The sequence below is a fragment of the Sphingomonas sp. Leaf37 genome, from assembly GCF_920939475.1.
Taxonomy (GTDB): Bacteria; Pseudomonadota; Alphaproteobacteria; order Sphingomonadales; family Sphingomonadaceae; genus Sphingomonas.
This window is the reverse complement of the sequence record NZ_CAKLAX010000003.1, coordinates 413758-436578: the sequence shown is the minus strand read 5'-3', so window position 1 is coordinate 436578 and position 22821 is coordinate 413758. Positions and strand designations below refer to the sequence as shown.

16 protein-coding genes are annotated in these 22821 nt (G+C 64.9%); 11 read left to right on the top strand and 5 right to left on the bottom strand.

Annotation, left to right across the window (positions count from 1 at the left end; genetic code table 11):
- Positions 1–7 precede the first annotated feature (7 nt).
- The 3 genes from LRA87_RS11785 to LRA87_RS11775 form a co-directional block, all read right to left on the bottom strand.
- Positions 8–1909 carry a glycoside hydrolase family 2 protein gene (locus LRA87_RS11785; protein WP_230631654.1) on the bottom strand — a complete coding sequence of 634 codons (1902 nt, stop codon included), beginning with the start codon at positions 1907–1909 and terminating at the stop codon, positions 8–10.
- A gap of 111 nt (positions 1910–2020) precedes the next feature.
- Entirely contained in the window at positions 2021–2890 is an 870-nt protein-coding gene (locus LRA87_RS11780) for a FadR/GntR family transcriptional regulator (RefSeq protein ID WP_230631653.1), read from the bottom strand.
- The gene (locus LRA87_RS11775; protein ID WP_230631652.1) at positions 2847–3173 is read right to left on the bottom strand and encodes a hypothetical protein; all 327 of its coding nucleotides are present in this window, start codon (positions 3171–3173) and stop codon (positions 2847–2849) included. Before LRA87_RS11775 ends, LRA87_RS11780 begins: the two co-directional genes overlap by 44 nt.
- Before the next feature lie 172 nt (positions 3174–3345).
- Here LRA87_RS11775 and LRA87_RS11770 point away from each other — a divergent pair, with 172 nt between their 5' ends.
- From LRA87_RS11770 to LRA87_RS11740, 7 genes are all read left to right on the top strand, one after another.
- Positions 3346–5811: a glycoside hydrolase family 3 protein gene (locus tag LRA87_RS11770; RefSeq protein ID WP_230631651.1), complete on the top strand. Its 2466-nt coding sequence runs from the start codon at positions 3346–3348 to the stop codon at positions 5809–5811.
- Positions 5808–6941, top strand: coding sequence for a glycoside hydrolase family 88/105 protein (locus tag LRA87_RS11765; RefSeq protein WP_230632264.1), 1134 nt, complete (start codon positions 5808–5810; stop codon positions 6939–6941). The genes LRA87_RS11770 and LRA87_RS11765 overlap by 4 nt, the downstream gene beginning before the upstream one ends.
- Positions 6942–7008: 67 nt before the next feature.
- Entirely contained in the window at positions 7009–7176 is a 168-nt protein-coding gene (locus tag LRA87_RS11760; RefSeq protein ID WP_230631650.1) for a hypothetical protein, read from the top strand.
- Positions 7177–7402: 226 nt separating this feature from the next.
- Positions 7403–10354, top strand: coding sequence for a TonB-dependent receptor (locus LRA87_RS11755; protein ID WP_230631649.1), 2952 nt, complete (start codon positions 7403–7405; stop codon positions 10352–10354).
- Positions 10351–11628, top strand: a complete 1278-nt coding sequence (locus LRA87_RS11750) for an alginate lyase family protein (protein ID WP_230631648.1) — start codon at positions 10351–10353, stop codon at positions 11626–11628. Before LRA87_RS11755 ends, LRA87_RS11750 begins: the two co-directional genes overlap by 4 nt.
- Positions 11629–11776: 148 nt before the next feature.
- Positions 11777–14845 carry a TonB-dependent receptor gene (locus LRA87_RS11745; protein ID WP_230631647.1) on the top strand — a complete coding sequence of 1023 codons (3069 nt, stop codon included), beginning with the start codon at positions 11777–11779 and terminating at the stop codon, positions 14843–14845.
- On the top strand, positions 14845–15885 hold the full coding sequence (locus LRA87_RS11740; protein WP_230631646.1) for an alginate lyase family protein: 1041 nt from the start codon (positions 14845–14847) through the stop codon (positions 15883–15885). The genes LRA87_RS11745 and LRA87_RS11740 overlap by 1 nt, the downstream gene beginning before the upstream one ends.
- A 7-nt stretch (positions 15886–15892) precedes the next feature.
- Here LRA87_RS11740 and LRA87_RS11735 read toward each other — a convergent pair whose 3' ends face one another.
- Together LRA87_RS11735 and LRA87_RS11730 are read right to left on the bottom strand one after the other, a co-directional pair.
- Complete coding sequence (locus LRA87_RS11735; RefSeq protein WP_230631645.1) at positions 15893–16771, bottom strand: ThuA domain-containing protein; 879 nt, start codon at positions 16769–16771, stop codon at positions 15893–15895.
- Between the two features lie 61 nt (positions 16772–16832).
- Positions 16833–17603 (bottom strand): polysaccharide lyase family 7 protein, encoded by a 771-nt coding sequence (locus tag LRA87_RS11730; protein ID WP_230631644.1) that lies wholly within the window; start codon positions 17601–17603, stop codon positions 16833–16835.
- A gap of 378 nt (positions 17604–17981) precedes the next feature.
- Between LRA87_RS11730 and LRA87_RS11725 the strand changes: the two genes are divergently transcribed.
- The 4 genes from LRA87_RS11725 to kdpB all read left to right on the top strand — a co-directional run bounded on the left by LRA87_RS11725 (position 17982) and on the right by kdpB (position 22820).
- Positions 17982–18854, top strand: coding sequence for a TorF family putative porin (locus tag LRA87_RS11725; protein WP_230631643.1), 873 nt, complete (start codon positions 17982–17984; stop codon positions 18852–18854).
- A 110-nt stretch (positions 18855–18964) separates the two neighbouring features.
- The gene (gene kdpF, locus LRA87_RS11720; protein ID WP_230631642.1) at positions 18965–19054 is read left to right on the top strand and encodes a K(+)-transporting ATPase subunit F; all 90 of its coding nucleotides are present in this window, start codon (positions 18965–18967) and stop codon (positions 19052–19054) included.
- 12 nt (positions 19055–19066) lie between these two features.
- On the top strand, positions 19067–20770 hold the full coding sequence (gene kdpA, locus LRA87_RS11715) for a potassium-transporting ATPase subunit KdpA (protein ID WP_230631641.1): 1704 nt from the start codon (positions 19067–19069) through the stop codon (positions 20768–20770).
- Positions 20771–20783: 13 nt separating this feature from the next.
- Positions 20784–22820: a potassium-transporting ATPase subunit KdpB gene (gene kdpB / locus LRA87_RS11710; RefSeq protein ID WP_230631640.1), complete on the top strand. Its 2037-nt coding sequence runs from the start codon at positions 20784–20786 to the stop codon at positions 22818–22820.
- Position 22821: the final 1 nt, after the last annotated feature.

Here is a 22821-nt window from a genome sequence, read left to right as displayed (position 1 = left end):
AGCGTGCTCACTTCGCGGTCTTCATCATGGGGCCAGCGTTCCGTTGACGTGCGTAGAATGCGGACAGGACATCGAACGCGGATTTGCGTTGCCCTGTCTCCGAGATCAGACCCTTGCGATTCCAGCCCTGCTGGAATGCGTTCTGCCTTCGCGGTGAACGAAAATCCTTAAGGATCCAGGGCGACATGCCCCGCAACGTCGGGATATTCATCGCCATGGCGAGCGTCGCACGATAATAGTCGGCCTGGAATTCCTCGGAGAACTTCTGGGGCTCGGAGCGATCGTCGTGGAAGCCAGCCTTTGCATCCGCGCCGAATTCGGAGAGGATGAGCGGCTTGTCACCGGGTAGGCGCCACTCCGACCGGCCGAGGGCCGGCAGACGATCGTCGCTGTACCAGCCGTTGTAGGTGTTGATGCTCATGACATCGAGCAGGCCGGCGAGCGGATCGTTCATCGTCATCACGGGATGATCGACGCTTTTCGCCCGATCGACGAGTAGAGCGGCACTCACGAGCCGGGTGTCGTCCAGACCGCGCACGTCCCGGATGAGGGTTCCGAGGAAAGCGTTGCGGGCCGGAGTGACGGGCGTCTCGTTCGCAACGCTCCATATCGCGATCGCGGCACGGTTGCGGTCCCGGTGGATGTTGTCGGCGATCATGCGTCGCGCGGCAGCCAGTGTCGCAGGGTCGTCCCACGCGATCAGCCAATAGACGGGCACCTCGCTCCAGACGAGCATTCCGAGCTCATCCGCCATGCGCGTGGTCAGTTCCGAATGAGGGTAATGGGCAAGCCGGACGAAATTGGCGTGCAGCCCCTGTTTGGCTTCGCTGAGCAGCGCGCGCGAGGCGGCGGGGGTGATTACACGACCGGGATACGACCCCAGCTCTTCCTCGTGGATGCTCACGCCGCGCAGGAAGATCGGCTTGCCGTTGAGGAGGATTTCGGATCCACGCACCGCGACGGTCCTGAACCCGATGCGATCGTGCCACGTATCTTCCCCGGCCTCGACATGGACGTCATACAGTCGGGGTTCGTCCGGTGACCAACGCTTCAGCGTACGCGGAGGAGAACACCGGCCCCGCCAATCACCGTTCGAATCGGTTCGCCCGTGCAGCGTCACCCTGAGAGCGTCGATCTTCAACGTGACGGCCCGATCAGCGGCCTGTGGTCCGTCGAGATGCACGTCCGCGGCGATACGACCATCCCGTGTCAGCCTGATCCAGGCATCATCGACGTAGGTATCCGCCGTATCGATCAGGCGGACGTCGCGTGTGATCCCGCCATAATTCTCCCAGTCCGTGACGGGAGGTGGAACGGTCGCTTTCGTCAGTGTCGAATCGACGCCGACGGTTATCTGATTGTCGCCGTTCCGAAGTGCCTGCGTGACCTCGAAGGCGAACGGTGTGAACCCGCCTTCGTGCTGACCGATCGACTGGCCGTTGAGGTAGACGCGCGCGGAGTAATTGGCCCCGCCGAAGCGTAGAAACACGCGCCTGCCGGGCATTTTCCTTGCCGTGAAGTGGCGCTGATACCAGACCAGTCCCTGATAGTGCCGCATCTCGGCCGCGTGGATGAGCCAGCTTCCCGGCAAGGTGGCAGTCGGTGCGCGGTCCATATCGAATTCGAACAGGCTGCGTGGTTCCTGGCGCATCGTTTCGCCGACATCGATGTCGATCCAGCGTGCCTCGCTGCGACCTGGCGCTCCACCGTGGAAGCCGGCGATGCCGGAACGATAGGGATCGACGGAATAGTGCCAGGTCCCGCCAAGGTCGATGCCCGGACGAAGATCTCCGGCAACCAGGAGCGGGGACGTGGCAATCGTGGTGGTGGTGTCCGGCTGTCGAGCCAGCACCCCGTTCGTCGATGCGAGCAGGACGACTGCGCAGAACATCGATATTGAGCGGAGCAAGTTGAACCCTTTCGACAAGTTCTTCACCGGATGACACAGGCGATCGAAGAGGCAGGTCGGAAGGCCGCTCTCCGCTTTCGCGGGGGCATCCGACCTCCCGATCATGGCCTTCTACAAGGTGGCGGTCGGGTCGCTCGTGAAAGCCCGGCCAGCGAGCGCGTCATAGCGTTCGAAGCTCTTTTGCATGTGCTGGCGCGCCGCCCTGCCCGCTTTGGCGGCATCGCCGGCGGCAATGGCCTTGTAGATGGCGAGATGGTCGCGATTGATGGTGGCGGCGTAGCCCGCATGGATCACCGGATCGTCGGCTTGCAGATAGAGCCGGCGGGAAGGAATGAAGCGAACGCCCAGGAACTCCGTGAAACGCGTATAATAGATGTTCCCGGTCGCATGGGCGATCGCCCCGTGGAAAGCCGCGTCGGCGGCGATGGAGGCATCGACGTCCTGACTCTGTCCCATCGCATCCAGCGCCATTCTCATCGCGGCGAGATCGTCATCGGAACGGCGCACGGCGGCGAGCTGTGCCATCTCGGTTTCGAATCCCATGCGCATTTCGAGCAGCTTGAGCACGTCCTCGATCGCGCTGACTTCCTGCGGCGTTACCTGAAACGCGCGGTATTGCGCGCCATCCGCGACATAGGCTCCCGATCCCCGCTTCGAAATTAGGAGTCCACGCGCCGTCAGCCGGGCGAATGCCTCCCGCACCACGGTTCGGCTGACGCCGAATTCTTCCGTCACCACCTTCTCGGTCGGGAACCTCGAACCGGGTGGCAGTTCGCCTCTCTCGATCTTCTGTTCGAACTGCTGGACCAGACTGTCGGCGAGAGAGGCGGCTTTCGTTATCGGCATTGGCTCGCTTCTGTTCTGCATCGGAATGATGGATGCGCGATTGGCGGGCACTGTTGCAGCAGAAGTCTGGTTTGTCACGGATCGCAGCATCTCAGCGATCCGCCGGGCTGAAGTGTGGCGCCCGACCGTCGCCATAGGCCTGCCCGTCGCCTCGGCCGTAGACATCGAGGCCACGATCCGATGCTGCGCCCGTGTAGGAGACGAACGGCTGTCCGGCCACGACCCGGACCGGTGCGCGCTGATCGTCGTGCTCTCCCATCCGACGTTGCGAGTTCGTGAAGGCGTCCCGGATCGCGCTGGGCGCGAACACCGCCGCCCAAACGTCTTCTCCGACTGCAGCGGCGTTCGGATGTCCGGCCAATGCGCAGCCCAGCATGAGCGGGGCGAGAAGGGTGAAGCTGGGCATCAATCGTGACATGCGGTCCCCGTTTGCGCTGGGCAGACGACGGCAAGTCCGGCGAACGATCGCGCGGCAATCAGACCATCCCCTCTGCCGTTCGGCTGGTTGTGTGACAACATTATTGACAGCTGCGGCGGAAAAGGAAAGAGGTGTCTTCAGTCGGCGTCGATCGGCGAAGAGGGAGAGCATCGTGCGGCGCGTGGTCATCGGTCTGGCAGGTATGGCATCGTGTGTCGCGGTGGCGGCCGGCGCGCAAATGAATCGAGAGATCCACCCGGAACGCTGGCCTGCCGTGGCGACATCAACGGCCGACCCGGCGGCCGAACGGCGCATCGAGGCGATGCTGGCGGCCATGTCGCTGGATCAGAAGGTCGGACAGACGATCCAGGCGGACATCGCGAGCGCAACGCCGGAGGACGTGGCCAGATATCATCTCGGATCCGTGCTGAACGGCGGCAGCTCGTCACCGGGTGGCGACGAATTCGGGCCCGCGTCAGCCTGGGTCGCGGCGGCGGACGCCTATTACGATGCGTCGATGCGGCCGAACGGCACATTGCCCCGCATCCCCGTGATCTGGGGAAGCGATGCCGTGCACGGCCATAACAACATCGTCGGTGCAACGCTTTTCCCGCACAACATCGGTCTCGGGGCAGCGCGTGATCCGGCATTGATCAGGAAGATCGGCGAGGTGACGGCCAAGGAGCTGCGGGTGACCGGCCTCGACTGGACGTTCGCGCCGACAATCGCCGTCGCTCGCGATGATCGCTGGGGCCGGACGTACGAAAGCTTCTCGGAAGATCCGGCGTTGGTCACGTCGTACGCCGGACCCTACGTGGAGGGACTGCAGGGTCGACGCGGCGATCGCGACTGGTTGAAGGGCGGTCACGTCATAGCGACCGCCAAGCATTTCCTTGCCGATGGGGGTACGCTGGATGGTCGCGATCGCGGCGACGCCAGGAGCGACGAGGCCACGTTGATCCGGTTGCACGCGCCGGCATATCGCGCGGCGCTGAGCGCGGGCGTACAGTCGGTCATGGCCAGCTTCTCGAGCTGGAACGGCGTCAAGATGCACGGCAACGCCGACCTGCTCACGGGCGTGCTGAAGCATCGCTGGGGTTTCGATGGCCTGATCGTCGGCGACTGGGATGGCCATGCCAAGGTTCCCGGCTGCTCGCCGACAGACTGTCCCGCATCGATGGCGGCGGGGCTCGACATGTACATGGCGCCGGCAAGCTGGCGCCAGCTGTATGCCACAACGCTCGCGGCGGCGCGGACGGGGACGCTGCCGATGGCGCGGCTCGACGATGCCGTGAGGCGCATCCTGCGGGTCAAGCTGCGCGCCGGGTTGTTCGAGGCCGGACGTCCGTCATCGCGTCCTTTCGCCGGACGCTACGAATTGCTCGGGTCGGCGGAACATCGCGCGATCGCGAGGCAGGCCGTTCGGGAATCGCTGGTGCTGCTCAAGAACCAGGGTGTCCTCCCGCTGAAGGCGTCTGCTCGCGTCCTCGTGTCGGGGGATGGTGCCGACGACGTCGCAAAGCAGTCGGGAGGCTGGACGCTGACGTGGCAGGGCACCGGGACCAAGCCGGAACACTTCCCCCATGCGCAGTCGATCGGTGCCGGGATTGCAGAGGCGGTGAGGCGCGGGGGCGGTCATGTCGAGATCGCGCCGGAGGGCCGCTACTCCGCCAGACCGGATGTCGCGGTGGTGGTTTTCGGCGAAGATCCCTACGCGGAATTCCAGGGGGATCGCGCCGACCTGCTGTTCGACGACACGCATGATGCACTTGCGACCATGAAGCGGCTGAAGGCGGATGGCATACCGGTGGTCGCTGTGTTCCTGTCCGGACGTCCCCTATGGATCAACCGGCACATCAACAGCGCGGATGCCTTCGTTGCCGCATGGCTGCCCGGTGGAGAAGGCGGGGGCGTCGCGGACGTGCTGTTCGGCCATTTCGACTTCCGGGGCCGGTTGCCCTTCTCGTGGCCTGCCGATGCCAAAGGCCTGCCACTGAATAGCGGTGACACCGGTTACCGGCCGTTATTCCCGTTTGGCTACGGCCTGACCCTTCGACAACGCACCTCGTGGAATGTCCTGCCGGAAGTGTCAGGCGTTCAGGAGGGTGGGGGATCGCCGGTGGGCTTTCTGTTCAGCGCCGGTCGCGCACAGGGTGGGCGCTCGCTGAAGATCGACGGAGCCAACGACAGCCCGCAGACGGTCACCGGCGTAGCGAACAACGGGTCCGTGGCAGTCCGCCTGGTGGATCGCGACCGGCAGGAGGATTCGGTCGAGGCCGCGTGGAGTGGCCGTTCGCGCGGATCGCTGCTGATAGCGGAACCGCGCGCTGCCGACTGGTCGCGATATGGTCCATTGGCGCTGACGCTCGCCATCAAGGTCGATGCCGCTCCCGCCGCGCCCGTCGCAGTCGAACTGCGTTGCGGACCAGGGTGTACGGGGAAACGCGACGTGACCCGGGCGCTGAGGGATCTGGCAGGGCAGGGCTGGCAAACGCTTCGCGTCCCTGTCGGCTGTATGGCCGGCGGCGATGCGGGTCGCGTTACCGCGCCGTTCGTCATGACGACGACGGGCGCTCTGCGGGTCACCGTGTCGGCAATCGAAGTTCAACCCATTAAGGGAAAGGTTGTGTGCCCATGATGCTGGTACCATTGGCTCTGGTCGCGGCTGTTGCCGCGCAGCCGGTTCTCCCGACCCCGGATGCGATACTCGCGTCGACCCGTCGCGTGGCCGACTGGCAATTGGCTCATAAGGACAGCATCGATCACATGCCGGCCGCACGCGCCAGTGCCCGCAATCCGCGCGACTGGCAGCAGGCGACATTCTGGGTCGCGCTGACCGAGCTCGCGGATCGTGATCCGCACTACGTCGCCCCCCTGCTGGAACTTGGCCGCGCGCAGCAATGGCGGTTGGGCGACAAGCCCTTCCATGCGGATGACCAGCTGATCGCCCAGGCGTGGGAATGGGCCTCGCGTCATGGTGGCGGGCGTACCGCGATCGCACCTGCGAAAGCGTATTTCGACAACGTCTTCAGTCACCGCCCGCAGGGAGCGTTGGCATTCGTGCCGCGAAAGCCCGGCAGTGGCGATTCGGCCTGTACGGATCGCTGGTGCTGGTGCGACGCGCTTTTCATGGCGCCGCCGACGCTGTTGCGCCTGGGGCGCACGCTGCGCGACCCGCGCTACGCGACGTTCGTGCATGACGAGTTTCGCGCGACCGCCGACTATCTCTACGATCCCGCCGAGCGCCTCTTCTTTCGGGACAGCCGTTTCTTCGATCGTCGGGATGCGGCCGGACGCAAGCTCTTCTGGAGCCGGGGCAACGGCTGGGTCATGGCCGGCTTGGCCCGTGTGATCGACACCTTGCCTCGCGGCGACCCACATCGCGCATACTACGTAAAGATGTTCCGCGACATGGCGGGTCGATTGGTGGCGCTGCAAAAGCCTGATGGTTACTGGGCACCGTCCCTGCTCGACAACGGCAGCGGGACGCCTCCGGAGTCGAGCGGAACGGGCTTCTTCACCTATGCCTTCGCGTGGGGTGTAAAGGCGGGCATTCTCGATCGGCGGATTTATCAGCCAGCGGCCATCCGCGGCTGGGAGGCGCTGAACAGGGCCGTTCAGCCTGGCGGCATGCTCGGCTGGGTGCAGCAGGTAAGCGATCGGCCGGATGCGGTCTCCGCCTCCGAGACGCAATATTACGGCACCGGCGCCTATGTGCTGGCCGGGACCGCTATGTATGATCTGGCGCAAACAGGCGTGCGCAGGTGATGCCGATCCGGGGAAGCGGTCTTAGTCGGTTCCCGTCCCGAAGCCGTCGATCCGATCGCCCTTCCGGATGATGTTGCAGCCAGCGACCGACGAAACGGTCGGCATGTGCCACCATGCCTGCCCGACCCAAGCATTGAAAATCGAGCCGGCTTCACGCGTCACGACGCTTCCAAAGCATCATGAATCAGCAAAATTTTTCGTATTGATGTACGACAACATGAGCGACAGCCGTTGACAGTGTTTTCCATAGTTGTATGACATTGAAACGACATGACACCGGTAGCAGTGAGCCATTGAGCATCACCGCACCGTCAAGGGGAGGATGGAAAGTGCTGGTACGGACATCTGCGAAGGCCAAGGGTCGCTCGGTGCTGCTGGGATCGGCGGCACTCCTGGCCATGGTGCCAGTTGCTGTCGCGGCGCAGCAGGCGCCAGTTCAAGGATCGGCTAACAGCGGCAGCGTGGCTTCGCCAAGCGTTCAGCCCAACCCCGTGCAGCCCGAAGGTGCGCCGCAGGATCCGACGCAGGCGCGGGCGGACGATGTCGCCGGACCCGTCGATCCGATCGCACAGGCCGCACGGGACGCCGGCGAACAGGCTGGCGCAGACATCGTCGTCACCGGTGCACGCGCGACGCAGCGGACCTCGATCGAGTTGAAGCGCAACGCGACCGTCGTCGTTGATGGCCTCGTCAGCGATGAAATCGGCGCGACGCCGGATAATAGCGTCGGCGATACGCTGGAGCGGATCGCGGGCGTTTCTGCGGACCGCTTCAAGGGCAATGCCAACGAACTGTCGGTGCGCGGCCTGGGGCCGACGCTCAGCTTCGCGACGTTCAACGGGCGCGAAGTCTCGACGGCAGGCGGCGACCGCTCCGTCGCGTTCCAGCAATTCCCGTCGGAGCTCGTCAACGGCGTGCTCGTCTACAAGACACAGCAGGCCGACTTCCTCGAAGGTGGCGTCGGCGGCGTCATCGAACTGCGCTCGATCAAGCCGCTCGACTACGGCAAACGCCGTCTGCAGTTCGAGATCCGTGGCGACTTCCAGCCGAAGGCAGACGACGTCTATCAGGAAGACGGCCTCGGCTATCGCGCCAACCTCTCCTACACCGACGTGTTCAAGACCGGCATCGGCGACATAGGCCTGTCGATCGGCTTCCAGCGTCAGGACACGACCGCGCCGGAAGACTATTACAACGCCAACGCCACGTTCCAGCCGTGCAACACCAGCGCGCTCAATCCGTCGCTCCTGACCGGGACGGCGGCGCAGTTGACCGCAGCCGGCGCAAGCGCGAACTGTGCGCTCGCGAACGCGCCGCGCGCCGTCACCGGCACGACCGTCGGCGAAACCCGCGGCGACGTATATTACGCCAACAGCTCGCGCAGCTTCCGCACGCAGCAGACCGCAGAGGTGCGCAACGCGCTGATCGGTGCGCTGCAATGGCGGCCCGCCCCCGATTTCGACATCACGTTCGACGGTCAATATTCGACGCGTGACAGCCTGGAAAAGCGCAACGTGCTGGGCATCACCGAAGGCCTGCGCGGCGTTCAACCGCTGGTGATCGGCACCGGCGACAACGGCTATTCGAAGGGCGCGCTGATCAGCTACCGCGGCAACAGCTTCGTCGAGGACCAGCTGGAGCGCCGCAACCGCGACGAGGACTATATCGGCGGAGGCGTAACCCTCAGCTACACGCCGGGACCGTGGCAGTTCACCGCCGACGGTTCCTATTCCAAGTCGCATCGTACCGAGACACAGAAGCAGACGCGCATGCGCTCGACCAACCGCGTCGGCTACACGCTGAGCTACCTCGACGACGATGTCGTGCCGAACGTCGTGTTCGACAACTTCGATGTCACCAACCCGGCGAACTTCCTCAACACCGCCGCCAACGCCGTCTATGCGCGCAACCGCTTCGCCACGGATCGCAAGGACGCCATCTGGGCTGGTCGGTTCGACGTAAACCGCGAGCTGGAGGGCTTCTTCAACGCTTTCAAGTTCGGTGCCCGTTACAGCAATCATCACCGTACCAACGACAATGCGCGGAATGCCGACCTCAACACGCTCGTCGCGCTGAACGGACAGACGCCGGCGCAGCTGATCACCACCGCGAACCAGAATTGTCGCGCGCCGTTCACCACCCAGTCCTACATGGCGGGGCAGGGCACGAACGTGCGGCAGTGGGCGACGTTCGACAACGACTGCCTGTTCCGCACCTTCACGGGTAGCGACGATGCGCTGCCGTATCCGGCGGACGGGCGGGATCCCAGCGACATCGACGTGCGTGAGAGCATCTACGCCGCCTATGCGATGGCGAGCTTCCGCGGCGATGCCGGCACAATTCCGTTCAGCGGCAACATCGGCGGCCGCTTCGTCGATACCAAGATCACGTCGAAGGGCTTCCGCCAAGCCTATCTGATCACGATCGATCCGGGCGCGGACACCTATACGGTGGCGGTGGATCCGACCGGGCAGCTGACGCAGAACACCGCCAAGGGACACTACCGTTACTTCCTGCCGAGCAGCAACCTGGCGTTCGAATTGAGCGATCAGCTGAAGCTGCGCCTCGCGGCCTATCGGGCGATCGCACGCTCCGGCATCGAGAGCTTCGGTGCGGGCGTGAACCTCAATCCGTCGACCGGCACCGGCACCAACAACATCATCTTCAACGCGACGACCGGCAACCCGAACCTCAAGCCGCTGCGGGCCTGGAACGCGGACGTCAGCGTCGAATTCTATGCGTCGAAGGACACGCTGTTCGCGGTTGCGGGCTATCACAAGTGGATCACCGGTGCGGTAATCGGCCGGTCGGAGCCGATCCCGACCGACATTACCGTCACCACCACGACGACGGTGCCGGGCGCACCGCGCCAGACGCAGAACTTCACGATCTCGCCGGTCGCGCCGGCCAACGATCTGGAGACGCGTCACCTGTACGGGTTCGAAGCATCGCTGAGCCACGCCTTCACCTGGCTGCCATCGCCGCTGGACAGTTTCGGCGTCAGCGGCTCGGTCGGACGTGCCTGGGCAGACTTCGAATTCCCCGAAACCTCGCCGATCCAGTCGACCACGCCGATCCTCAACGAAGTCGAACCCGCCAATCTCATCGGCCTGTCGAACTGGACCGGCAACGGATCCGTCTATTTCGAGAAATGGGGCCTCTCGCTGCGCGCCAACGGACGCTATCGGTCGAGCTACTACAAGCCCAACGGCGGCACCAATCGTTCGGTGCGTGCGGGCACCTACCTGAACCTGTCGGCGCAGTATAACATCACCAAGAACGTTCAGCTGAAGGCGCAGGCGCTGAACGTCACCGGCACCAAGGACATATTTTACAAGGGCGGTTACGACAGCATCGCCGAGGTGTCCAACAGTGGTGCGCAATACTTCTTCGGGTTTCGGGTGCGCCTGTGATCAAGCTTGGCAAGGTATCATTTCTCCCCATCGGCCTTGCCGCCACTGCCGCTGCGCTTTCGGGCGCAGCGGCGGCTTTTTCCGAGCTTGAGCCCAAATCCACGACCGTAGCGTCCTGTCGCGCAGCGGAAGGGTATTCCGCATCGTTCGACGGTCGACGGACCTTTCTCCTTCATCCCGACCAGCTTCGGATCATCAAGGCGCGGCGTCCCGACGATCCGGCGATCGACGCGGCCTATCGGCAGATGATCGCGCGTGCCGATGCCGCACGTGTTCGCGAGCCGGGATCGGTGATGGACAAAAGGATGATCCCGCCGTCCGGTGATCGCCACGACTATCTCAGCATCGCTCCGTACTGGTGGCCCTATCCCGCCAATCCGAAAGGGCCATATGTCCGCCGCGATGGAGAGGTGAATCCTGCTCGCGACGGTAACGGTTACGACAGGACCGCAATCGGTCGTATGAGCGGCGATGTTCAGGCACTCGGCCTGGCCTATTATTATACCGACGACGAGCGCTATGCCGCCGCAGCGGCACGGGCGATCCGTGCGTGGTTCCTCGATCCGGCGACGGCGATGAACCCCAACGCCAATTTCGCACAGGCCGTGCGCGGACGGGAGGATGGCCGCGCCGAAGGTGTGCTCGACACCAACGCCTTCCAGCCGGTGATCGAGACGATCGGGTTGATCGCGCCGGCGAAGGCGCTCACCCCATCGGAAATCCACGCGCTCGAGGTCTGGTTCGGCCGCTACGTCGACTGGATGCAGTCGAGCCGGAACGGCCGTGACGAACAGGCTGCAAAGAACAACCACGGCATCTGGTACGACGATCAGATCACGCACTATGCACTGTTCGCCCGCCGGTTGGATGTCGCGCGCAAGACCGTCGAGGCGTTCCCGAAGCGCCGGATCGTGGCGCAGTTCACACCGGACGGCCGGCTGCCGGCCGAGCTCGCACGAACGCGCAGTTTCCACTATTCGATCTATGCGCTGTCGCCAGCCTATGACGTTGCCGATCTTGCTGCGTGCGTCGGCAAGGATCTGTGGAACTGGCGCGACGACAAGGGGCGGGGCTTGCGCGCCGCGACCGATTTCCTTGCGCGCTATCGCGAGCAGATGGCGGCGTGGCCGTATAAGGAGATCAAGCCGGAACCGGGCGAGCTGGACCGGTTGCTCGCCCGTGCGGCCTGGGCATGGCCGGGGAGCTACGGGACCACGCCGGAGGGATATCCGATTGCGTTGACCGTTCGATCGCGGGCTGCCGTCACGCCTTAAGTACGACAAGTTGTGTTACAACTATGTTGACACAAGATCCTAAACCCGTCATTTTCCTTATCATCGAGGCGGCAGAAGCCGTCCGGGTCGAGGAGGGGATGGCATGCGCTTACATCGTGTTTCTAAGAGGCTCGCGTTCGGCACGAGCGTGATCGTGTTGGGAACGGTGCTGGCGCTTCCCGCCGCCGCCCAGACCGATCCCCAGACCTATCCACGATCGGCGACACCGCCGGTCGCGACGCAGGGGCCGCCTGCGTCGCAAGGTGCGCCGGTGGTCAACGCGCCCGGGCTCGATCCGGCGGTGACCTCCGATGCGCAGGCGGACAGCGGCGACAGCCAGACGCCGGTCAATCCCAACGTCGAGACGGAGCGGCAGGGTGACATCGTCGTGACCGGCTTCCGCAAGAGCTATGCCGACGAGATCCGCACCAAACAGTCGGCGATCGAGATCACCGACGGCATCTCGTCCGACGACCTCGGCCGCATCCCCGACCTCAACATCGGCGAAGCGTTGCAGCGCGTACCGGGCGTGCAGCTGAACCGCGAGGCGGAGGGGCGAGAGGCTACGATCAACCTGCGCGGCCTGCCCGGCGAATACGCCCGTACGACGCTGAACGGCGTGGCCTTCGCCGAACCGATCCTGCAATCGTCGACCCCGCTCGGCGCCTTCGCCTCCGACATCTTCAGCGCGGTGCGCGTCCAGAAATCGCCGATGGCCGATGCGCAGAGCGGCGGCCTGTCGGGCAACGTCGATCTCCAGATCGCGCCGGCGCTGTCGCGCAAGGACGGCGGCCGGATCAAGATCGCCGCCGACTATAACGAACTCGGCAAGCTGTGGGAGCCGAACGTCACGCTCGGCTACAACAAGCACATTACCGAGGATTTCGCCGTTTTCGCCGTCGGTGCCTACAAACGCGAGAAGTTTCGCCGCGATTCGATCCTGTTCAACAGCTATGGCGTGCTGTCGGCGACGACCACGCCGAACTTCATCGCGCGCTACGCCGACTATTACGCACCGGCGGGCACCTGCGCGACGACCTATGCTACCGTCGTCGGTTGCGTTGCCGCGGCGGGCGGCACGGGCGCCAAGGGCCAGACCGGTGTGCAATATGTTTCGCAGGGGCGGCAGTATGTCCGCCGCAACGAGGGCAACCAGCTTTCCCTGGCAAGCGGTGCGGAATGGCAGGCGACCGAAGCGCTGAAGGTGGGCGTCACCGGCCTCTACACGAACCGCAAGCAGAGCGAAACCGTCCAGAATCTGCAGGTGCTGAACTTCACCGGCACCGGCGTCGTCGTCAATCCGACCAGCGAGGTGCGCGAGGGCGCGAACGGGGCGCATTTCGTCGAGAATTTCGATTTCTCCAACATCGGCGTCATCAACGACAGCCGGCTGTTCCCGCAGACGCAGAAGGCGTGGGGTCTGAACGGCACGGTCAACTGGAAGGCGGACGACTGGCGGCTGACGACGATCGGCACATTGTCGAAGGCGACGAACAGCGCGGTCGAACTATTCGCCGAGTTCATCACCGGCCAGCAGGCGGGTCGCACCAACGGCACCAGCGGCTCCTTCGTCAGCGGCGGCGGCAATTACGACGATTACGCGCTGACGGTCGCGCCGAACCCGCTGTCCACGGGTATGCCGCGCACCGCGTGGACGTGGGCCGGACCGACGGATCAGCAAAGCTGGTACGACAGCCCCGCCGGTACGCCGGGCCGCAACCGCTTCAATCTCGCCGGTACGCAGAGCTATGCCACCAGCAAGGTGATCGCGGCGCAGCAGGAGGTGGAGCGCACGCTCGAGGGTTTCCTGACCAGCGTGCAGGCCGGCTATCGCTTCGAGCGTAACGAGTTCCGGTCGCAGGGCTATCGCACCAACGCTGCCGGTATTCAGGGGCAAAACATCAGCAGCGATTTCCTGATGGCGAACCCCGACAACGGCGATTTCTTCCAGGGATCGCTGCCGGGCTTCAACCAGAACTGGCAGGTGCTCGACATGGGCAAGGTGGTGTCGGCACTGACGCCGGTCACGCCCTATAACGGGGCAGCGCTCGCGCCGATCGGCTTCAACATCAACTACACCGACAACGGCTATGCCCTGTACAACTTTCGTAGCCGGACCGACGTCCTGTCGGGCTATGTCGAGGGCAAGTACAAGACGTCGATCTTCTCGATACCCGTCCGCGGCATCGTCGGTGTGCGCTACGAGAATGCCAACAACGTCTCGAACGCGCTCAACCGGATCAGGCCATCGTCTGCCGGGGTCGGGTCCGCCGCGGACTACGGCTATCAGCAGTTCAAGACACGTTACGGCCAATGGCTGCCGTCGGCGATCGCGGTGTTCGACGTCACCGACAACTTCCTGTTCCGCCTCGCGGGATATCGCACCTACGTCCGCCCGCATCCACGCCAGTTCACGCCCGTGACGCTGGTCGGTGCGCCGAGCACGACCAACGTCATCCCGGTGACGCTCGGCAATCCGGACCTGAAGCCTTATACCGGCACCTCGTTCGACGCGACGTTCGAATGGTACAACCGGCCGCGCGGACTGGTGGCACTCAGCCTGTTCTCCAAACGCTTCAAGGGCGTGGTGCAGCAGGTGCGCGGTGCGCGGGCGCTGTGTCCGCTCGATGGCGGCAATCTCGGGCTGGGGCCGTTGCGTATCGAGGGCGATACCTGCTTCACCAGCGCGCCCGCGGACATCAACGGCAATCTGCAGACGGTGAACATCGCCGGCTTCGTCAACAGCACGACGCCCTATACGGTCAACGGTGCCGAGCTGAACGTGCAGCAGAACCTCGACTTCCTGCCCGGTGCGCTGCGCAACCTGGGTGGCGGCTTCAACTACGCCTATACGACGATCAGCGGGACCAATTCGGACGGCACCGACGCGAGCCTGCCGGGCATCTCGAAGCACAACGTCAACCTGATCGGCTATTACGAGACGAAGCTGGTCGGCGTCCGCCTGATCTACAATTACCGCTCGAAATACGATTTGTCCTCGACCGGCACCTTCTCCGGTGCGGCGCGGCAGGTGACGGCGCGCGGCCAGTTCGACGCATCGGCGTCGCTCAACGTCACGGAGGGGGTGAGCCTGTCGGTCAACGCGTTCAACCTCACCAACTCGACGCGCAAGGAATATCAGGGGGTCGAGGCGCAGGCGCGTCGGATCGACTATGACGGGCGCACCTATCGCATCGCCCTGAACGCGAAGTTCTGATGATGAACCAGATCTTCCGAATGCTCGCCACCGGAGCGGTTGCGATCGCGACGCCGCTGTCGGGCCATGCGCTATTGCCGGCGACGGGTGCGCTGCCGGCATCGGTGGCGGCGCCCGTCCTTGCCCGCGCCAAGGCGACCCTCGAACGCCCACCGGGCGCGATACCGAAGCTTCACACCGAAGGGACGCTGCCCGGCAAGGGCATTCGCGAGATCAGCCTGAAGGCGAAGGAGGACCAGCCACTGATCCTCGCCTTCGCCATGGCCTATCGCCAGACCGGCGACCGCGCCTATCTGGCGCAGACCGAGCGTTATCTCACCGCCTGGGCGTACATCTACCAGCCGTCGTTCAACCCGATCGACGAGACCGGATTCGACAGCCTGATGCTGGCGCACGATCTGGTCGAGAATGACTTGTCGCCGGCAGCGGCCAAGACGCTCGGTCGCTTCTGGCTGCGCCTCGCCAAGGGGTATCTCGATGCGATGGACGGCACGCCGAAGAATGCGGTCACCAACTGGCAGAGCCATCGCGTAAAGCTCGCGACGCTCGCCGCCTACAGGGTCGGCGATATGGCGCTCATCGCCCGTGCGCGTGCCGCGTTCCGGCGCCAGATTGCGGCGAACGTGCGGCCGGATGGCAGCGTGTTCGACTTCCACGAACGCGACGCATTGCATTACGTGACTTACGACCTCGACCCGCTGCTGATGGCCGCGCTCGCCGCCCGGGCACATGGGGAGGATTGGTTCGCATGGCGGGCGGCGAGTGGTGCAAGCCTTGAGAAGGCCGTCGACTGGCTCGCGCCCTATGCCGATGGCCGCAAGGTCCATATCGAGTTCGCCCGTTCGAAAATCCAGTTCGACCGCGACCGTGCCGCCGCGGGTCAGTCCGAATATGCGCCGCATCCGTGGAACCCGGCGAATGCGGTGAACACCTATGCGCTCGCAGCGATGGTCGAACCGCGCTTCGCCCCGCTGCGGGACGATCTGGCGAAGCGCACCGGCCGATCCCCCGCGCCATGGACGACCTACGCCGTCCGATGACGCGCCTTCACTTCGGGTGCGGCCGGACATCCTGCGTCGTCGATCCAAGCGCCCACAGGATGCCCTGATAATACATCGACTGGATGCGTGGATCGTCCCAGCTCGCATCGGTGTGACCGAGCGTGGAGTAGAAGACGCGGCCGCGGCCCGATCGCTTCATCCAGACGACCGGGAAGTCGAGATCCTTGCGGTGTACGCCCGGCACCGACAGATCGAGGCTGCGCGGATCGAGGCGGGCGAGGACATCGACCGTGCCGCGCGAATAGCCGATCGCGCGCATCTGGTAATGCTCGTCGACGATCGTCATGCCCGTCGTCCAGCCTTTCATCGCCGGCGCGTCCGGCCGTTCGACGATGATCCGTGCCGACGCGACCTTCCATGGATGGTTGTCGAACACGCCGCCGAGCATCTCGGCATAGCCCGGCCATGCATAGGCGGTAGCGGTAGCCGAGTGGACCCCGACGAACCCCTTCCCCTCGACGCCGATAAAGCCCAGCAGGTCGCGCTTCTGGTCGTCGGTCAGGTCGGTCTCGCCATTGGTGTAGAATAAGACCGCGTCGTAGCGGTCGAGCGTCTCCGCCCGTGACGCGCGGGGACCACCTTTCGCATAGGCACCCTTGCCCCAGACCTCGCCCCGGGTGACGAGTTTCACATCGGTGCGGATCGTCGTGACGTACGCGCCCGTTTCCCGTCCCAGCCGCTCGATCACCGCGACCGCATGGCTGGCGGATACGTGCGCGGTCTGGTTGCCGGTCGAGTGATCGGCGATGATCAGCAGCCGCTTGGGCCTGATCGTCGCAGCGTCGTCGGACGCGGAGGGGAGGGCGTCCGCCGGCCCCATGGCGATGCCCGCCAGGATCGTCAGAGCCAGTGCGATTCCGTGCACGTCCACATTCCCATTTCGCGTGTCATGCCACCTCCCGCTACCCGCGGAAGGTGGCGTTTCGTCACAGGTTGAAGCTCAACCGGCTGAACGACGACCGGCAGCCGCTGCCGCCACCGCTGTTCACATAGCAGCCGGCCTTGAAGTAGCCCTTGTTGTCATCGTAGCCGGAGACGGTGCGCCGCGAGAGCGCGGTGTTGCCGTTCACGATCACCTCGATGTCGAAGTTCGACGACGAGCTCTTGTACTGCCGGATTTCGAAGGTGAAGCTGCTGCCGTCGTTGATGCTGGTAAGCACGTTGTTCTGCGCGATCGAGCTCGATCCGTTCCGCGTGTAATAGACGATGTCGAGGGCGCCGCCGTCGATCTCGAGCCGGATGATCGGGTCGGAGCCGCTGCTGTTGGGGTTGGACGAGGGCGCCGAATTCAGCAGCTGGGCGATGGTGAACTTCTTGTCGCTGGTGCTGGTGCGGATGAAGACCTGACCGGACATCGTCGCGGTGCTGCTGGTGATACCCTTGCTGCGCAGTTCCGACCGCTTGAGCGGGCCGCTGTCGGTGCTGAAGTACAGCTGCCCGTCTTTCTGGTAGAGCTTGCCGTCGAGCTTGCGGCTGCCGAGGCCGTTCGAGGCCGTGAGGCACGCGCTGGTTTCCGGGTACTGCCATTGCAGCGTGTTGGCGAACACCGCATCCCATTGCGATGCGAAGTCGAACGGCGCGGTGCCGGAACAGCTGTCCGCCGCCCACAAGGGTGCGGTAAGGCTCGGGATGCCAAACAGCGCCAGCGCTCCGATCAGGCGCAGGTGTGGCCGTGGTCCAAGAATGCTCATGGTCATGATCCTCTCCTCGTGCAGATCCGGTTGATCCGGATCCTGCTGTCTGCTTTCGCAGGGTTGTATTACATATCTCGACATGTCTGCAGGCGCAATCGCATTCGTGGTCCTGACAGGGGGGCGCCCGATGCACGCCCCGGTTCGACCGTCAGTTCTTTGGGGCAAGCAGGGGATATCGGCCGCGTTCGCCTGTAGCCGTCAACTTTCCGGGGGGCTCGCGAACGAAGAGTGCGGATGCAGGCCGGGGAAAAACGACAGCTATATGCCAGCTATATGCATTCTCCCGGAATCGATCTCGAATTGCTACGGGGGATAGGCCTAATCGCATGCCCCTAAGGCTCCGCGCTCACTCAGCGGCAGCCGGTTCCGTCGGGGGCAAGAATGAAGCTTACACCATCGCTTATCGCCGTTGCATTGTCTGGCGTCACTGCGGCCGCGCAGGCGCAAGCGACGCCGGAGGACAAGGCAAATGGCGAAACGGCACCACCGCCTGCGATCACCGTCAGCGGATCGGCATCGATCGCCTCCGACTATCGCTTCCGTGGCGTCTCGCAGTCCGATCGGGCGATGGCCGTGCAGGGCGGTATCACCGTCGCGCATGACACCGGGTTCTACATCGGCACCTGGGCGTCCAGCCTTGCCGGTTGGGGCACCTTCGGTGGCGCCAACATGGAACTCGACCTGATCGGCGGCTACAAGGCGAAGCTTTCCGACCATGCGACGCTCGATGTCGGCCTGACCTGGTACATGTATCCCGGCGGCGCGGACAAGACCGACTTCGCCGAACCCTATGCGAAGCTGACCGGCACCGTGGGACCGGCGACGCTGACCGCCGGCGTCGCCTATGCACCCGAACAGCAGGCGATCGGCAAATGGTATCGCACCGGCGCGTCCGCCGCGGCCGGTATCGACGATCGGCCCGGCGCGAAGGATGACAATCTGTACCTGTGGGGTGACGGCGCGGTCGCGGTCGCGGGCACGCCGTTCACAGCGAAGGCGCATGTCGGGCATAGCCGGGGGCAGGACGGGCTTGGTCCGAACGCCACCGCGTTGGCGCCGACGGGGTCGTATTGGGACTGGTCGCTCGGCGCGGATGCGACGTGGCGCAACCTGACGCTCAACGTCTCGTACGTCGACACGGACATTTCCGCACGCGACGCCGCCTATCTGCGGCCCAGCTTCAGCAAGGGGCAGGACGGCACCGGCAACATCGCCGGCAGCACCGCGCTCGTCTCGCTCACCGCCATCTTCTGAAAGGACCCGTACGATGCAAGACCTGCTCTGGATCGCGATCATGCTCGGGCTGGTGGCGGCGACGCTCGCCTACGTCCGGCTCTGCGATAACGCGTAAGCGAGGATTTGCGATGACCCTCGACCTGTGGCTCGCGGCGCTGACCGCGTTCGGCCTGCTCATCTATCTGGTGGCGGTCCTTATCCGTCCCGAACGCTTCTGAAGGGAGCGATCCATGACATTCCAGGGCTGGTTCCTGATCCTCGGCTTCGTCGCCATCCTGCTCGTGCTGACCAAGCCGGTGGGGATGTGGCTGTTCGCACTTTACGAAGGACGCCGCACGCCGCTCCACGCCATCCTTGGCCCGGTCGAGGCCGGCTTCTACCGGCTCGCCGGCATCGACCCTTCGCAAGAGCAGGGTTGGCGGCGCTACGCCGTGCATATGCTGGCGTTCAACGCGACGCTGATGGCGTTCACCTATGCGGTGCTACGCCTGCAAGGCGTGCTGCCAGGCAATCCGCAGGGGCTGGCGGGGCTGTCGCCGCATCTGGCGTTCAACACCGCGATCAGCTTCACCACCAACACCAACTGGCAGAGTTATGGCGGGGAAGCGACGATGTCGAACCTGTCGCAGATGCTCGGCCTGACGATCCACAACTTCCTGTCGGCGGCGACCGGAATCGCGCTGGCGTTCTCGCTGTTCCGCGGGTTCTCGCGGCGCGAGGCGAAGGCGATCGGTAATTTCTGGGCGGACGCGACGCGCGTGACGCTGTACCTGCTGCTGCCGATCAGCGTGGTCTATGCGACATTCCTGATCGCCAGCGGCGTGCCCCAGACGCTTGCGGGCGTGGTCGATGTGCAGACGCTGGAAGGCGCGAAACAGTCGCTGTTGCTCGGCCCGGTCGCCAGTCAGGAGGCGATCAAGATGCTCGGCACCAATGGTGGCGGCTTCTTCAACGCCAACAGCGCGCATCCGTTCGAGAACCCGACCGCGCTGACCAATCTGGTGCAGATGCTGTCGATCTTCCTCATCGGCTTCGGCCTGACGTGGACGTTCGGCAAGGCGGTCGGCAACACGCGGCAGGGTTGGGCGATCCTGTCGGCGATGGTGATCCTGTTCCTCGCCGGCGTCACCGTGACGTACGCCCAAGAGGCGGCGGGCAACCCCGTGCTGCATCATCTGGGCGTGGCGGGCGGCAACATGGAGGGCAAGGAGGTGCGCTTCGGCATCGCCGCCTCCGCGTTGTTCGCGGTCGTCACCACCGCCGCATCGTGTGGCGCGGTCAATGCGATGCACGACAGCTTCACCGCGCTGGGCGGGATGATTCCGTTGTTTAACATCCAGTTGGGAGAGGTCGTCATCGGCGGCGTCGGGGCGGGCATCTACGGCTTCCTGCTGTTCGCCATCCTCGCGGTGTTCGTCGCCGGGCTGATGGTGGGTCGCACGCCGGAATATGTCGGCAAGAAGATCGAGGCGCGCGAGGTCAAGCTCGCGGTGCTCGCCATCGCCGTGCTGCCGCTGATGATCCTCGGCCTCACGGCGCTGTCGTCGGTGCTGCACCAGGGGCTGGCGGGGCCGCTCAACAAGGGGCCGCACGGGTTCAGCGAGATCCTGTACGCCTTCACCAGCGCGGTCGGGAACAACGGCTCCGCCTTCGCCGGGCTGACCGCGAACACGCCCTATTACAACGGCTTGCTGGGTATGGCGATGTGGGTCGGCCGGTTCTTCATCATCGTGCCGATGCTGGCGATCGCGGGCAGCCTCGCCGCCAAGAAGTACACGCCGGAAAGCGCCGGGTCGTTCCCGACCACCGGCGGGCTGTGGGTCGGGCTGCTGGTCGGCATCGTGCTGATCCTCGGTGGCCTCACCTTCCTGCCGAGCCTCGCACTCGGCCCCATCGCCGATCATCTCGCGATGATCAGCGGCACCTTATCCTGAAGGGGCGCCTGACATGGCAACCAGCAAAGTAAAAAGCCTGTTCACCGCCGACCTCGTCGTGCCGGCGATCAAGGCCTCCTTCGTCAAGCTCAACCCGGCGGAGCTGATCCGCAACCCGGTGATGTTCGTCACCGCGATCGTCGCCGCGCTGATGACCGTGCTGCTCGTCATCGGCCATGACGGGCTGACCACCGGCTTCAAGCTGCAACTCGTCGTCTGGCTGTGGCTGACCGTCCTCTTCGGCACCTTCGCCGAGGCGCTGGCCGAGGGGCGCGGCAAGGCGCAGGCCGCCTCGCTGCGCGCCACCAAGGCAGAACTGACCGCCAAGCGCCTGAAGGGCGACGGCCGCGAGCATGAGACTGTGCCGGCCAGCGCGCTGAAGGTAGGCGACATCGTGCTGGTCGAGACCAACGACCTGATCCCGTCGGACGGCGAAGTTGTCTCCGGCGTCGCCTCGGTCAACGAAGCCGCGATCACCGGGGAAAGCGCCCCGGTTATCCGCGAAGCGGGCGGCGATCGGTCGGCGGTGACCGCCGGCACACGGGTCATCTCCGACGAAATCCGGGTCAAGGTGACGGTCATGCCCGGCCAGGGTTTCCTCGATCGTATGATCGCACTCGTGGAAGGGGCCGAGCGGCAGAAGACACCGAACGAGGTCGCGCTGACGCTGCTGCTGGTCGGGCTGACGATCATCTTCCTGATCGCGGTCGGCACCATCCCCGGCTTCACCACGTACGCCGGCGGCTCGATCCCGGTCGCTATGCTCGCGGCGCTGCTCATCACGCTGATCCCGACGACGATCGCGGCGCTGCTGTCGGCGATCGGAATCGCGGGCATGGACCGGTTGGTCCGCTTCAACGTCCTCGCCAAGTCCGGCCGCGCGGTCGAGGCGGCAGGCGACATCGATGTGCTGCTGCTCGACAAGACCGGCACGATCACGATCGGCGACCGGCAGGCGAGCGAGTTCCGCAGCGTCGGCGGCGCGACCGATGCCGAAATGGCGGAGGCGGCGCTGATCGCCAGCCTTGCCGACGAGACGCCGGAAGGGCGCTCGATCGTCGTCCTCGCCCGCGATCGGTTCGGCGTGCGCACGACCGCGTTGCCAGCGGGTGCCGAGGTCATCCCGTTCACCGCACAGACCCGGATATCGGGCGTGCAGACGCCGGACATGCTGGTGCAGAAGGGCGCGGTGGATTCGATCCTGAAGGCCAATCCGGGCGTCGGCGAAACCGCTGCGGCGACCGAGCTTCGCCGCATCACCGACGAGATTTCGCGTGCTGGCGGCACCCCGCTGGCGGTCGCCAAGAATGGCCGCCTGCTCGGCGCGATCTTCCTCAAGGACGTGGTCAAGGCAGGCATCCGCGAACGCTTCGGCGAATTGCGGCAGATGGGCATCCGCACGGTGATGATCACCGGCGACAACCCGCTGACCGCCGCCGCGATCGCCGCCGAGGCGGGCGTCGATGACTTCCTTGCGCAGGCGAGTCCGGAGGACAAGCTGGCGCTGATCCGCCAGGAACAGCAGGGCGGCAAGCTGGTCGCGATGTGCGGCGACGGCACCAACGACGCACCTGCTTTGGCGCAGGCGGATGTCGGCGTCGCGATGAACACCGGCACGCAGGCGGCGCGCGAGGCGGGAAACATGGTCGACCTCGACAGCGACCCGACCAAGCTGATCGAGGTCGTCGGCCTCGGCAAGCAGTTGCTGATGACGCGGGGAGCGCTGACCACCTTCTCGGTCGCCAACGACGTGGCGAAGTACTTCGCGATCATCCCGGCGATGTTCGTCGCGCTGTATCCGGGGCTGGGCGTGCTCAACGTCATGGCGCTCGGGAGCCCGCAGAGCGCCATCCTGTCGGCGATCATCTTCAACGCGATCATCATCCCGCTGCTGGTGCCGCTGGCGCTGAAGGGCGTGACCTACAAGCCGATGGGCGCGGGACCGCTGCTGGCCCGCAACCTCGCCATCTACGGTCTCGGCGGACTCGTTGCGCCGTTCGTCGGCATCAAGCTCATCGACCTGCTCGTCGGTGGCATCGGCCTCGCATAAG

What these genes read in the sequence shown, in the direction of transcription:
- LRA87_RS11780 (WP_230631653.1), bottom strand. Translation starts at nt 2,890, where the DNA reads ATGGCGACGGTCGGGCGCCACACTTCAGCCCGGCGGATCGCTGAGATG.
- LRA87_RS11775 (WP_230631652.1), bottom strand. Translation starts at nt 3,173, where the DNA reads ATGTCACGATTGATGCCCAGCTTCACCCTTCTCGCCCCGCTCATGCTG.
- LRA87_RS11765 (WP_230632264.1), top strand. Translation starts at nt 5,808, where the DNA reads ATGATGCTGGTACCATTGGCTCTGGTCGCGGCTGTTGCCGCGCAGCCG.
- LRA87_RS11760 (WP_230631650.1), top strand. Translation starts at nt 7,009, where the DNA reads ATGATGTTGCAGCCAGCGACCGACGAAACGGTCGGCATGTGCCACCAT.
- LRA87_RS11740 (WP_230631646.1), top strand. Translation starts at nt 14,845, where the DNA reads ATGATGAACCAGATCTTCCGAATGCTCGCCACCGGAGCGGTTGCGATC.
- LRA87_RS11730 (WP_230631644.1), bottom strand. Translation starts at nt 17,603, where the DNA reads ATGACCATGAGCATTCTTGGACCACGGCCACACCTGCGCCTGATCGGA.
- LRA87_RS11725 (WP_230631643.1), top strand. Translation starts at nt 17,982, where the DNA reads ATGAAGCTTACACCATCGCTTATCGCCGTTGCATTGTCTGGCGTCACT.
- kdpF (WP_230631642.1), top strand. Translation starts at nt 18,965, where the DNA reads ATGACCCTCGACCTGTGGCTCGCGGCGCTGACCGCGTTCGGCCTGCTC.
- kdpA (WP_230631641.1), top strand. Translation starts at nt 19,067, where the DNA reads ATGACATTCCAGGGCTGGTTCCTGATCCTCGGCTTCGTCGCCATCCTG.
- kdpB (WP_230631640.1), top strand. Translation starts at nt 20,784, where the DNA reads ATGGCAACCAGCAAAGTAAAAAGCCTGTTCACCGCCGACCTCGTCGTG.